This window comes from Hydrogenophaga sp., assembly GCF_025699295.1.
Taxonomy (GTDB): domain Bacteria; phylum Pseudomonadota; class Gammaproteobacteria; order Burkholderiales; family Burkholderiaceae_C; genus Hydrogenophaga.
The window spans coordinates 99779-111729 of the sequence record NZ_JAILWB010000008.1 but is presented as its reverse complement, the minus strand read 5'-3'; the positions used below and the strand labels follow the sequence as shown (position 1 = coordinate 111729).

At 63.1% G+C, this 11951-nt stretch carries 17 protein-coding genes; 11 read left to right on the top strand and 6 right to left on the bottom strand.

From position 1 onward, the window contains the following. Positions 1-69: 69 nt before the first annotated feature. Positions 70-558, bottom strand: coding sequence for a hypothetical protein (locus K5880_RS10155; protein ID WP_297651343.1), 489 nt, complete (start codon positions 556-558; stop codon positions 70-72). A 26-nt stretch (positions 559-584) separates the two neighbouring features. Continuing rightward, positions 585-1148, bottom strand: a complete 564-nt coding sequence (locus K5880_RS10150) for a hypothetical protein (RefSeq protein WP_297651341.1) — start codon at positions 1146-1148, stop codon at positions 585-587. 432 nt (positions 1149-1580) lie between these two features. Here K5880_RS10150 and K5880_RS10145 point away from each other — a divergent pair, with 432 nt between their 5' ends. The 5 genes from K5880_RS10145 (at position 1581) to K5880_RS10125 (ending at position 6871) form a co-directional block, all read left to right on the top strand. Then, positions 1581-2159 (top strand): hypothetical protein, encoded by a 579-nt coding sequence (locus tag K5880_RS10145; RefSeq protein WP_297651339.1) that lies wholly within the window; start codon positions 1581-1583, stop codon positions 2157-2159. Positions 2160-2512: 353 nt separating this feature from the next. Beyond that, the gene (locus K5880_RS10140; protein WP_297651337.1) at positions 2513-3580 is read left to right on the top strand and encodes a hypothetical protein; all 1068 of its coding nucleotides are present in this window, start codon (positions 2513-2515) and stop codon (positions 3578-3580) included. A gap of 109 nt (positions 3581-3689) precedes the next feature. Further along, positions 3690-5075, top strand: coding sequence for a replicative DNA helicase (dnaB, locus tag K5880_RS10135; RefSeq protein WP_297651498.1), 1386 nt, complete (start codon positions 3690-3692; stop codon positions 5073-5075). Between the two features lie 27 nt (positions 5076-5102). Next, positions 5103-6296 carry a competence protein CoiA family protein gene (locus tag K5880_RS10130; protein ID WP_297651335.1) on the top strand — a complete coding sequence of 398 codons (1194 nt, stop codon included), beginning with the start codon at positions 5103-5105 and terminating at the stop codon, positions 6294-6296. Positions 6297-6472: 176 nt separating this feature from the next. Further along, on the top strand, positions 6473-6871 hold the full coding sequence (locus K5880_RS10125; protein ID WP_297651333.1) for a hypothetical protein: 399 nt from the start codon (positions 6473-6475) through the stop codon (positions 6869-6871). Here the strand turns inward: K5880_RS10125 and K5880_RS10120 are convergent. Continuing rightward, positions 6868-7143 carry a hypothetical protein gene (locus K5880_RS10120; RefSeq protein WP_297651331.1) on the bottom strand — a complete coding sequence of 92 codons (276 nt, stop codon included), beginning with the start codon at positions 7141-7143 and terminating at the stop codon, positions 6868-6870. The two genes, K5880_RS10125 and K5880_RS10120, sit on opposite strands and share 4 nt — an antisense overlap. Before the next feature lie 483 nt (positions 7144-7626). Between K5880_RS10120 and K5880_RS10115 the strand changes: the two genes are divergently transcribed. From K5880_RS10115 to K5880_RS10090, 6 genes are all read left to right on the top strand, one after another. Next, positions 7627-7848, top strand: a complete 222-nt coding sequence (locus K5880_RS10115; protein WP_297651329.1) for a hypothetical protein — start codon at positions 7627-7629, stop codon at positions 7846-7848. A gap of 230 nt (positions 7849-8078) precedes the next feature. Continuing rightward, positions 8079-8693 (top strand): hypothetical protein, encoded by a 615-nt coding sequence (locus tag K5880_RS10110; RefSeq protein WP_297651327.1) that lies wholly within the window; start codon positions 8079-8081, stop codon positions 8691-8693. A 47-nt stretch (positions 8694-8740) separates the two neighbouring features. Next, positions 8741-8965, top strand: a complete 225-nt coding sequence (locus K5880_RS10105) for a hypothetical protein (RefSeq protein WP_297651325.1) — start codon at positions 8741-8743, stop codon at positions 8963-8965. Positions 8966-9083: 118 nt separating this feature from the next. Then, positions 9084-9506: a hypothetical protein gene (locus tag K5880_RS10100; protein WP_297651323.1), complete on the top strand. Its 423-nt coding sequence runs from the start codon at positions 9084-9086 to the stop codon at positions 9504-9506. Between the two features lie 85 nt (positions 9507-9591). After that, the gene (locus K5880_RS10095) at positions 9592-9714 is read left to right on the top strand and encodes a hypothetical protein (RefSeq protein WP_297651321.1); all 123 of its coding nucleotides are present in this window, start codon (positions 9592-9594) and stop codon (positions 9712-9714) included. A gap of 130 nt (positions 9715-9844) precedes the next feature. Continuing rightward, a complete protein-coding gene (locus K5880_RS10090; protein WP_297651319.1) occupies positions 9845-10693 on the top strand; it encodes a hypothetical protein in 849 nt (282 codons plus the stop codon). Positions 10694-10848: 155 nt separating this feature from the next. On the opposite strand, the gene K5880_RS10085 is transcribed toward K5880_RS10090, so the two are convergent. From K5880_RS10085 to K5880_RS10075, 3 genes are all read right to left on the bottom strand, one after another. Beyond that, positions 10849-11052 (bottom strand): hypothetical protein, encoded by a 204-nt coding sequence (locus K5880_RS10085; RefSeq protein ID WP_297651317.1) that lies wholly within the window; start codon positions 11050-11052, stop codon positions 10849-10851. Between the two features lie 16 nt (positions 11053-11068). Next, positions 11069-11413 carry a hypothetical protein gene (locus K5880_RS10080; RefSeq protein WP_297651315.1) on the bottom strand — a complete coding sequence of 115 codons (345 nt, stop codon included), beginning with the start codon at positions 11411-11413 and terminating at the stop codon, positions 11069-11071. Between the two features lie 117 nt (positions 11414-11530). After that, complete coding sequence (locus tag K5880_RS10075; protein WP_297651313.1) at positions 11531-11950, bottom strand: hypothetical protein; 420 nt, start codon at positions 11948-11950, stop codon at positions 11531-11533. Position 11951: the final 1 nt, after the last annotated feature.

The following is an 11951-nucleotide window of genomic DNA, read 5'->3' as shown; positions in this document are numbered from 1 at the left end:
GAAAAAGCCCCCTGTCTCTCGACAGGGGGCCTTTTTTGTTGGGCGCCGTGGCTGCGGGCGGGATGCGGCTCAGGGGCTAAAAGTCAGTCTGGAGTCGGCGACGTCGAAGAAGTCGGCGCCCACGCGAAAGCGCCGGGCCAGCGCACTGGGTTTGGCGTAGTGCCACTGGGGAGCGTCGCTGGGGTTCACCACGAGTGCCCAGGTAGCGTCGGGACCAATGGCGCAGCCACGTGTGTAGTGCTCGACCCAGACCAAGCGCTCGCGCGCCAGGGCCACGAGTTCGGCGGGCTTGGGCGCACGGCGCCAGAAATGCCAGCGCGGGTGAGAAGCCACAAGTGGGGCCAGGGCGTTGCAGCGGGCGAGCTCCTCAAGCGCGTTGGTGACGATGGACTCGACGGCATTGGTGATGGACGGGCCGCTGTACTCGCGCAGCTGTGTGCACAGCACCAGCACTTGTTCTGCGCTGATGCGTGCGCGGATGAAGCACTGCCCGAGGTTGCTTGCGTGGTCAAAGCGCAGGCGGGTGAACTCGCGCTGGAAGTGGTTTGCAGAGGGCATGTTGGGACCTTGGGTGGGGATGGTGATCACGCGCGCACGGGGCGCTGCTCCAGTGCATCACCCAGGCTGCAGGCGCGCAGGCGGGCGAGTTCGGCGTTCTTGGCGGCGGTGGCGGCGTGCAGGGTGGGGTAGATGCGCCCGCGCCAGGAGATCTGGACCTTACGAAACAGAAGCAGGAAGCGCGAGTATTGGTGCTCGATGGGGGAGGCGGCGAGGGCGGTGATCAGGCGTTGGCGGCGGCCCTCGAAGTCGATGAGGTGCTCGTTGTGCACGCTGTGGGGGTCCACCTCGAGATGGATGGCAGCCTTCCAGCCGTGGTCGCGGAATGTGGTGACGCCGCTCTCGTAGATGCTGCGTGCGACCTCTGGCTGCAGGATGGGGTTGTCCGGGGACAGGCGCGAGATTTCACGCAACGCAGCGTTGAGCATGGCCAGGTCGCCGGCGTGGTGGGCGCGCTGCTCGCTCTCGGTGAGCGAGCTGAGGGGGTAGGTCATGACGCTGGTGTCATGGAACTGGGAGGTGCCCGCAGAGCGGGCGAAGGCGCGGGATTTGGGCGACAGGCGCAGCAGGTCAAGGAGTTTGAAGTTCATCGCTGATGGGCGTGCGAAACAAGGCTTCAACGATAGGGCGATGTGGGTGCCTGACAACCCTGGCCAACGGGGGTGCAATGGGTTGTTGAGCGGGGCTGGCCCTCGCCCGGTGGCCGGTGGCAGAAAACCAAGTTTGCGCCGGCGCACCCCGTTCTAATAAAACATATATAACTAGCCATCTGCCCGCGCCCACCAAGACACGCGATCCTGAGATGCCCTGGTTAGAGGGGGGCCCTATTGCCCGACCTTCCCCCCTCCTAGCGCCCACCTCACATCTATGGCGCCGGGCCGCCGCGAGCCCCACGCCGCCCTGGCGCATCGAACGACGAGGTTTATCAGGAAAGAGGGGGAGTTGGGCTTGACGCAGCTAGCTATTCATATATGTTTTATTCAAGACCAACTCACCGAAACCTAGTTTTCGTACGTACCCCAGTGAATAGCCCCATCCCCCACCTCTACCTCGGCAAGAGCCTTGACGTCATCCCCACAGATGCCGGCGCCATCTGCCTTGTGATCGCACGCGAGGAGTTGATGCAGCCCGGCGTGGGCAGCAGCCTGGACACCCTCTTGCACCTCTCAAGTTCCGAGGAAAACGCTCGCCGCTTCGCCGGCTCCGTGCTGCTCGCCTTCGACGGCTACAACGAAGACCCCAGGCCCATTCACGCCATCCCAGAGTGCCGGGCCTACCTCGGCGCCCTCACCGCGCAGTGGCCGTTCTGGATGCACTTTCTGGCCCCCATCCCCGATCAATGGTCCCTGCTGCTGCTCACCCTGCTACCCCCTGGCCAGCGCAGCGCACTGCCCGATGGGCGCTTTGGCCAGGAGTTCGACATCGAGGCCATGGAAGCCCTGCTCACGCATCAGGTCAAGGCCATGAACAACCTGCACCAGATGCACAAGCTCGCCCCCAAGCTGTGCCACCAGGTCTTCAATCAAGCCATTTCCGCCGTCGAGCAAGTCACCGGCATCAGACCCATCTCACAACGTCAACGCCCCCGAACACAGCCATGAGCAGCACCGCCCCACGCAAACGCGGCCGACCGCGCATTCACCCTGAGCGGCCCGAGCGAGAGCCTGAGACGCCCGCGCCAACCCCCCCAGCCAGCGGCCGCGCCAACCCGCATGCACCCAACCACCTGCAAGCCGTGCAGCTGTGGAGCGAGATCTGCCGCACCCAGCAGCCGAGACCCATGGCTCCCAGCTCCATCAGCGCCAACGAAGTGCTCTGGGGCGCCTGGTGCACATGGCTCGCCGGACAGGCGCTGCACTGGAGTGACGCAAGCGCAGAGACGATCCGCGCCTTTCTGGACGGCCCAGCCCCCAGCCTTCGGCGCAAGCACCGACCAGCCCGTAATCCATCGAGCATGTCCAGCCTCACCCGCGTGAGGTACTTTCGCGTGCTCAAGGGCGTCTACTCAACCGCCAAAACCAAAGGCTGGATCGAGGACGTCCCGACGCTTGAAGAGCTCCAGCCCGAATACAACGCACAGGATGCTCAAGGCGCCGTGCTGCCCCCAGGCCTGCTCGCTCGGCTGCAAAACACCCGCCAGCTGCGCCAGACCTTCGCCCCAAGCACGGACAGTATTCGCCAGTGGTGGCTGTTGCGCGACCGCGCGGCCGTCGCACTCGTTGCCGAGACGGGCATCACCTGCGCTGAACTGATCAACCTCAAGCTCGCAGACCTCGGCGCAGGAGGGCTCAACATCCTGAAGGCTATGCAGGATGCCGGCCAAGGCACGCTGCTGCCTGGCACAGCGCCCGCGTGCGATCTCAACGTCGATGACCCGGCTATAGACAACCCTTGCGCTGCGCGTATGCCGCTGGCACCGGTGGTGCTCACCGTGCCCGCCTCGCGCACCCTGCAATCGCGAAGCATCACGCTCAGCACGCGCCTTTGCGAATCCTTGTTGCCGTGGGTCGCTCTGCGCGAACGCATGCTCACCCTAAAGGCAGCCACCTTCACCACGCTCTATGAGCGCTCGGCCTTCCTCAAGCTGCACAGCCTTCAGGGGCCACTGTTCCCCTCGCGTCAAGGCAAGCGCCCTGCGCCAGGGCAGGAGGTGAAGAACGAGCACTTTCTCCCCATGGAAAGCGCCTCGGTCTACCTCGTCTTCAAGCGCGCCTTCGCCGGGCTGCACGCCGGACAGGCCCGTCAGCCGCGCGGCGCGGCCAACGTCCCCGGCATCCACTATGGCGGCGCGCAAGGCCCATCGGTCATCCGCAACACGCTCATCCAACAGTGGCTGCGCGAGATGGACGAGGAGCAAGTGAAGCTGCGCGCGGGCTTCAAAACACTGGAGGCGCTGCGCGTGATTGCCCGAGCCGCCGGCATCGCATGCATTGCGGCCGACGCTCCAGATGCAGAAACGACAGATGAGCGCCCAGCGCGCCGCCGCGCAGCCGAATCCAAGGAGGCAACGAGTGAGCATTGAAGACTTTGACGACATCGGCTCGCTGGGCACGCCACCGGATGGATTGTTCGATCCAACCTTCTCGCCCGCCGCGCCGGCGCCGCGAGCGCACCGCGCTGCACGACCAACAATCCCCCAGGATCCGCCTGCGGGCTTCGACGTACCAAGCGACTTGGGGGCCTTGCGCGTTCCCCCGCACTCCATCGAAGCGGAGTCCAGCGTGCTCGGCGGCCTGCTGCTGGACAACGCCGCCTGGGACCGCGTGGGCGACATGCTGACCCCGGGAGCCTTCTACCGCTACGAACACCGCCTGATCTATGAGGCCATCGAGCAGCTGATCAACGCTAGCAGGGCAGCAGACGTGGTCACGGTCTTCGAGCGGCTGCAGTCGCACGGCAAGGAAGATGCCGCGGGAGGACTGGTCTACCTCAACTCGCTCGCTCAGTACGTGCCCAGCGCGGCCAACATCCGCCGCTACGCCGAGATCGTGCACGAGCGCTCGGTGCTGCGCCGCCTTGTGGCCGCAAGTGATGAGATCGCGACCACCGCGCTCAATCCGCAAGGGCGCGACGTGGCCACCATCCTCGACCAGGCAGAGCAAAAGGTTTTCTCCATCGGTGAGCAGGGCTCTCGATTGAAGGCCGGGTTTCAGTCGATGACCAACCTCGTCGCCGCCCTCATCGATGAGGTGAGCGCGCGCGCGGACAACCCGCAGGACGTCACAGGCCTTCCCACCGGCTTCATCGACCTCGATCGCATGACCTCAGGCCTGCAGCCGGGCGACCTGATCGTGTTGGCTGCACGCCCGAGCATGGGGAAGACCTCGCTAGCTATCAACATCGCCGAGAACGTCGCACTCAACGAGGGCAAGGCCGTCGCTGTCTTCTCCATGGAAATGGGCGCCTCGCAGCTGGCCGTGCGCGTCGTGGGATCGATTGGACGCATCAACCAGGGAAACCTTCGAACCGGCAAGCTCACGGATGAGGAATGGCCCCGCCTCACAGAGGCGATAGAGAAGCTGCGCAACGTCTCGCTGCACATCGACGAATCCCCGGGCCTCAAGCCCAGTGAGTTGCGCGCCAATGCACGCCGCCTTGCCCGCCAGACCGGGGGGTTGGGCCTCATCGTCGTGGACTACCTGCAGCTGATGTCGGGCAGCAACGACGGCGACAACCGCGCTTCGGAAATTGGGGAGATCTCGCGAGGGCTGAAGATGCTGGCCAAGGAGCTGCAGTGCCCGGTGATCGCGCTCTCGCAGTTGAACCGAAGCGTTGAGGCCCGCGCCGACAAGCGCCCCATGATGAGCGACCTGCGCGAGTCGGGCGCCATTGAACAAGATGCGGACATCATCATGTTCATCTACCGAGACGAGTACTACACAAAGGACGCTTGCAAGGAGCCAGGCGTGGCCGAGGTCATCATCGCCAAGCAACGCAACGGCCCCACCGGCACCGTCAAGCTGGCATTCTTGAACTCGCTCACGCGCTTTGAGTCCCTGTCGGGCTACGAACCCTGAGCAACAGCGAGGAAGGCGCGCTTCCCTATGTCATCCGTTCTGATCATGGCTCTTGACGCCCAGGGGGTGGTTCGCTTTGTCGGCGATGTCCCCAAGGGAGCTGCGTGTGGCTGCTTCTGTCCGACCTGCAACAGCCCGCTCGTGGCCAGAAAGGGGGAGGAGAAGGAGTGGCATTTCGCGCACGAGGCCGCGCAGGAGCGTCCTGAGTGCGCCGCAGGGGCCGAGAACCTTGCGCGAGCCTTGGGTATCGAGTGGCTGCGCGCGATGCAAGCCAAGGGTGCCCTTCGATTGCCAGACTACAAGACGCGCGTGAGCAGCGCTGTCCTGCCGCTTGATGGCGAATTGGTGCAATGGCCGGTACGGCTGGTCGGCCCATTGCTGTGGCACGAGCACGCGCCAAAGAACCACCCGGTGGCCACCGCAAGCCTGGACAGTGGTGTGCCGCTCGCGCTGTTTGTCCAGGTTGGAGAAAGTGGCGTCCTGGCGCTGCAAGATCTGCCGCCCAACTGCGCCTACGGCAGCTTGATCGTTGCGCCGAACTGGCCCGCAGGCACGCGCACGCGCGAGGACGCAATGGCCGCGATCAACCAAACGGTGACCTTCCGCTGGGGATTCCACCCAGACATGAAGGGACTGGTGGCCAGCGCGCAGCGACGCCTGGAGGAGCGCGAGCAGCGCATCCGCGCGGCTCAAGAGGCTTACCAACGGCAGCAGAGCGAGGCAGCGGGTAGGCGCTGGGCGCAGATCGCCCGCATGCAGCAGGGCCACCAGACGCAGCAATCACAGCTGGAACTACAAGAAACGGGGCTGTTCCCAGAACCGGCGACGCCCGCGGCAAGAAAACCGGTGAGCGACGAAGAAGCTCCTCGCTATTCGGTTGCGCCTGGCCACGCGCCGAACTGCAATTTCCAGTTCTTTCGCCTCGGGCCTGACGAGGCTTGGTTGTACTACCTGCTCGACCCTCGGTTTGTGAGCCAACACCCCACGGCCGCGGAGCGTGTGCACAACCCCGACGCGCCGAGCGCAAAGCGCTGGGCCATCGCGCCGGCCTTCGGTCAATTCGACGGCTGGGACGAGTGTTTGCCCCCAAGCGTCGGCATCGCCGATGAGGAAAACGGCATGTACTGGGCTCGGGGAGGCGTGGGAGCGGTCATCTTCCTCAGCCAGCGATCGAAGGGCTCGCACAGCGCACACGACCCGGCCGAGTTCGCGTCGAAGTAGGCCGCCGCGCACTGGACCAGATGGCTGGCACGGCTCCGCGCCAGCCCGTAGACTTCTGGCCACCTTTCGCAATTGCGACAGACGCGTGCCCCAGCGCACGCATTCACCACCCTGACGGGAACACCCCGTCAGGGGTGCTCCTTGGCAGGTTTCACAACCAAAAACAAGGAGTACAAATGACCCTTTGGAAAATCCTTGCGCTTGTCGCACTGGTGCCGCTTCTTGCGGTACTGCTGTGGCGAACTGTAGGGCCCGCGCTTCGACGCAAGTTCGAAGAACTCGACCAGTCGGCAGCTGCCGTGAGTCGCATGCGAGAACTCACCCATGACTTCTCCATGCTTGGCTCGACGATTCTCGCGCTCGTCGGCTACAAGTTCTCGGATGGCATCGTCGTGGCGTTTTCCGTCGCCTGGTTCGTCGCGTTCTACGCGTTGGCCAATCGCTTCGCCGAGCGCGAGGTCGAGCTGGCGAACGACAGTGCGGAAGAAGCCGAAGCCCGGCAACTCAAGACCATGAGAAGCATTGCATACACCGTGGTCCGGTCCGAGGCACGTCGACGCAGCGGGCGCAGCTAAATGTTGCGCCCCAGCGAAGACCACACCTTGCGTTTATTGGGGACCCCCCTAAAATCGGAAACATCACAATGCAGCAATTGCTTCAACACCTCATGTCTGGCCTCGATTTCCTGAAACTCTTCATGCTTCTGGGTATCGCAGCAGCACTCGTCGTCAATCACTGGCTTGGCGAGGACAACAAGAAGCTCGTCGAGAAGAATCGCCGAAATCGCGAACAGCGCCAGAAGGAGCTCGCAGCGTTCGCTATGAGCGAGTAGCTCAGCAGCGCGCAAGCGCCCTGTTCGAGAGCCCGAGAGGCTCGAACCCACAAGCCGCCCGCAGACACGTGTCTGTAGGCGGTTTTTCTTTTCCCCACGCGGCCAGAGCGTGCAATATGCACGCGCATAGGACGGTGCGCAGCGGCGAGCGTGCCAGATGCAACAGAGACGACCGGCACGCATGCACGAAGGCGAGTAGGCGCCATAGAATGGCCCTTACCTTGGTGCTCGCACCATTTGCGATTCCTGCAATCGCCTCTACCCATGGCTTCGGTTTCGAAGCCGCTGCCTGAAACAGATGCAGCAAGCCATGAGACGTAGCGCTGCTCGCAGTGCTACGCCTGGCGTCACAACCGATTGGTGCCTGGCACTGGCCGGTTGGTGACTTGCCCATCTGGTCGTGGATCTCTCGTTCCCGGCGCGCGTCGTTCCTTGTGTGCTTTCTCTGCGGAGAGTGCACAAGGGGCGACGTGCCCGGTAACACTTTGGAGAGTCCCCATGACCGCAACGAATTCCGTTTCCCAGATCCGTGAACCTCTGTCCACGCCGGTGCTGATTCAAGCCGGTGTTCCCATCCAGAACGTCCTGTGGTTCAACCGCTTGACCCCGGGCGCGAAGATGCAAGCACTCGCGACGAAGCGCGGCACGCAAATCCTGAATACCGTTCGGGAATTCATGGCCGTGTCGAATCACGTCAACCGTATGGCGATGGCCGCCTGAGGCCACGTGTCCAAAGCCCCCCCGCAGCAATGTGGGGGGGCTTTTCTTTTTTCCCTATGGGGTCCCACCAAGCCCGGCTGGACCGGCTCGCTTGCGCACTCGTGCCCTCCCTCTGACAATCCAACCACCTCAGTGCGCTGCACTGTTCGGCGACCCTGCGTCGCCATCCAACAACCCTCAGGGACACAAGCTCCCGAGGGGGCTCGTGTTCCCTCCATCGAGAACAAGCAATGAGCCACCCATCCGATGTTCTTTTTGAGCGCATGCGCTCGGTGGTGGAAGAGCCGGGATACCCGCTGCTCACCCACTACAAGCAGGACTTCTACAAACACGACCGTCAGGCCCTGATCGAAATGTTCGCGCCCGGCATGGCCTTCCTCTGGATCGTGCGCGCCTACGGTACCCATCTCACGCCCCTGTACATTGACGGTCGCTACAGCGCTGAATCGCTGGCCGCGTTGAAGATGGACGGCGAAGCCCGAACCTACCTGGTCAGCGAGGTGGGCGTTTACCAGGTGACGCACGAAAAGGCCAAGAGCGAGCTCGCCAGATTCGACTACGAGGTCCGCAATGGCTTCGTGATGACGACGGTCGGCGCGAATCTGGGCAGCATCGACCTCACTATCCGCCATACCCAGAAGGGCCAGACGGCCGCGATCCTGTTCAGCAGCGATCGCGCACTCGAAAGCCTCTCAGCTCGTGACGTCATCGCCCTGCAACGCATCGCGCTCGCGCAAGCGATCGAGCGCTCGCAGAGCCTCTTCACGCGAGTGGGGGAGGTGAGTTACAACGGGCAGAGCATCATGACGCAGCGCGCCGAGGTGCAGGAGGTCTGTGCAGCATGACGATGCCTTGGGCCCCACCTCCTGGAACGCTGGATCTTCGACCCGGCATGCTCGACGACTGGACCATGCTGCTGCTCAGTGAAGACGCAGCCCAATGTGTTCAGATCGAAACACCCGCCGGCTACCTCATCAAGGTGCCGAGCTTGGAACATGACCTGGGCGATCAGCCCGAGGAGCTGCGCGATGTCATCGCCGCGGCTCGAGAATCAATGCGTGACTGGATCCTCGTCCGCACCAATCAGACGCCAGTGGATTACTCGATGCGGCACTGATCCCGGTGCGGCGCCACTGCGCCAACGGCTCCACCTGATCCCAGCGATCAGGTGGATTCCTTGAGCCCCCCCCTGCCGGGGGCTGAAGGAATCCGGCACAGCCGTTTTCGCTGCCCACATGGCAGCCATCAACTCAACCCATCGGGTGCACCACCACCTGCTGGGCGGTGCGCCTTTTGCCTTAGGTACCACCATGACCAACACCATCACCCCGGACCTGGATGACCGCTTCTTCGAGGGCATCGTCCAGGGACATACCCACCTCTACGACGCCATCGAAATCCAACCCGTGAGCGACCTGCTCCAGGACGGCAGCGATCAGCGCTACGTCGAACCCGACTACGAGAACCCGACGTTCTTCTCCGTCTACGTCCACCTCAAGGGCGGCGGCGTCGAATGCGTTGGGGATCACGGCCGACACTCGCGAGCCCTGGCCTATGCCATGGAGCTCAGCACCGAACACGGTTGGCCGATCAAAGACTACGTGCCCCGCAAGTTCTACGACAGCGAGTCGCCAGTTGAACCGGCCCTCCAGCCCTGATCACCTGTCGCCCGAGGCGGTACGCCGCTTGATGCGACAACACGGCAAAACCATCCAATGCCTGGCCAGACAGATGAACGTGTCGATGACGCGAGTTCGCGCGGTGCGCACGCACGGCGTGCACGGCGCCGCCTACTGCCAGGACTGGCTGGAGGCCATGTGCACCAGCACAACTGAGCCGATCAAAGCGACACAAGCAGCCGCCTGAGGAAAAATCCTCTTCGTTGTCGGCTTTTGCCGCACTGCGTCGCCCGTGTGGCGACATTCAACCAACCCGCCGGGTAGCCTCACTACCCGGTCGGGTACGAGGCTTCCGGCGTTTTCTACTGGAAAACACCATGAACCTCAAAGAACAAGCCGCCACCTGGCTCAAGTCCGTGATCAGCGCCCACGTGGGTGCCAACATCCGTCGCTACAAATGGTCCACCTACACAGGCGAGATCAGCCACAACATGCTCGGCGGAGTGAACTACCTCTCTCCAGCTGAAGGCAAAGTGGTCGAGCAGGACGAGCAGTTCACGCTGATCAAGAGCGGCCCATCCTCCTTCTGTGTCGTGGCGACGGAGCATCTGAGCGCACCGGTTGCCGTTGGCGACAAGGTAGAAGTCAAGTTCTACAAGCTGCGCCGGTTCGACGGCACGGCCGCCGATGGTTCCGACGATCCGAGTGACCGCGGCAGCCGCACCATCATGCTCACCGGTGCCGAGACGTTCTTCCCGGCCAAGTGGCAAGGGCGCTACCTCGCGATCAACGACCGCTTCTCGGTTGCCTACACCGAGATCGGCAATCCCTATCTCCGCGACATGATCGAGCAGATGGAGAAGCTGCGTGTCGACGGTGGCATGCGCCGAGTGGTGAACGTGCTGGTGGACGCCGGCGCCACCAACCTCAACTTCATCGACCCGAAAGAGTCCGACTCTGCTCTCATCGCCCCCGCGATCACGGCCGAGGTGAAAACTGCGAAGTTCCAAGGTACCGTGATGCTCGGCTACGACCGTGCCTCCGACACCTACTTCATCGATCTGAGCGCCGGCCCCGAGCAGGAGCCACGCCGCATCGAGGACGTGCACTTCAATGAAGTGGGCGAGCATCTGATCGACGCCATTGATGATCGCGCCTGGCTCAAAGCCAAGGTCACGGTCCTCAAGAAGGCGCCGAAGAAGAAGGCGACCCCCGAACTCCCCTAAGCTCCAGCGCAAGCCCAAGCCTCTAACGAGGCGGGTCAATCGCCAAGCGGAATGAAGAACCCCGGCCACACATCTCGTGTGCCGGGGTTTTTTTTTGGCCTTCGCGCGCCGTCTGAGCCCGACGACAAGAAGGTGCGCCCAAGGAAGGCGCTGAGTCAGTAGTCGTCGTGGTTGCCGAAACGATCGATTGACCCGTGATCATGCGTAACGGCCCGGTCGACGCGGGTGCGAGCATCGTCATCCCCACCGTCCTCATCGGGTTCAGGGTTCGTCGTACCGCGCCCGGGGGTGAGGGCGGCAACCGTGACCAGCATGACAATGCCCACCACGCAGGAAAGAATGAATTGGAAGGTGCTCATAGGATGTTCGATTCGATCAGGCGTAGCTCCAAGCGGGAAGCGGCTCGCCCTTGCTCAAGGCAACCATTGACGCAGTAGCAGTCTTGATGTACCTGAGTTTCTCACAAAGGGTTCGCGGCTTCGGAGCGTCGCGCAAGCCGAGTTCGTCGACCATGCGTTCCAGTTGCGGGTCCAGGTAGGAGGCATGCTTCCAATCCGGCACGCTCATGCCGGGGGAGACCAGGCGCAGCTTCATCTTCAGCAGGTCGCGGCCATAGAGAGCACTCAGCAGCCAGTGAGGCTCTTTCGCAATTGCCGGCTCCAGCTCGCAGTGCTGGCGGAAATCGGCGGCAGTCAGGTCGAGTTGGGTCAGGTAGGGCATCTCAGGTCCAGAAACTTGGTTTCGATGCAATCAGGTTCTCATGGATCCCCTTGATGTCAAGGGCGCCCGGAAACGAAAAGGGCCGGACAAGCCGGCCCTCTCATGTGCTGACTCCCATCAACCCGTTGCGACCTCTGTCCCTGCCATCGCGTCCAGGGCGCCCCCGAAGAGCGACGTGAAGGCGGCCGCTCCATCCTTGGCGTCTCGAGCCGCCTCCGCGGTCGCAACCACAGGCGTCGCGCGCCGCTTGGCTGACTTGCGCACAGGTGTTGCCCCCAAAGTGGACGCACTGGCCATGTGCCCCATGGACAGCGGTACCGCGCGCGAATCAGACGGCCCGTGCTTCTGCCGCAAGAACACAAGCCCGAGAGTCATCAACTCGCGAGCGACGACGTTTCGCTTCTTTGGTGAGATGCCGATGAGGACTTCGTAAACACCGAACGGATCGTCTTTGTAGATCCGGGGAGTAACGCGAACTTCGGAGACGACGTCATCGTCATCCTGGCCGTGTCCGGCATCGTTAGGCAAGGTGTCCATG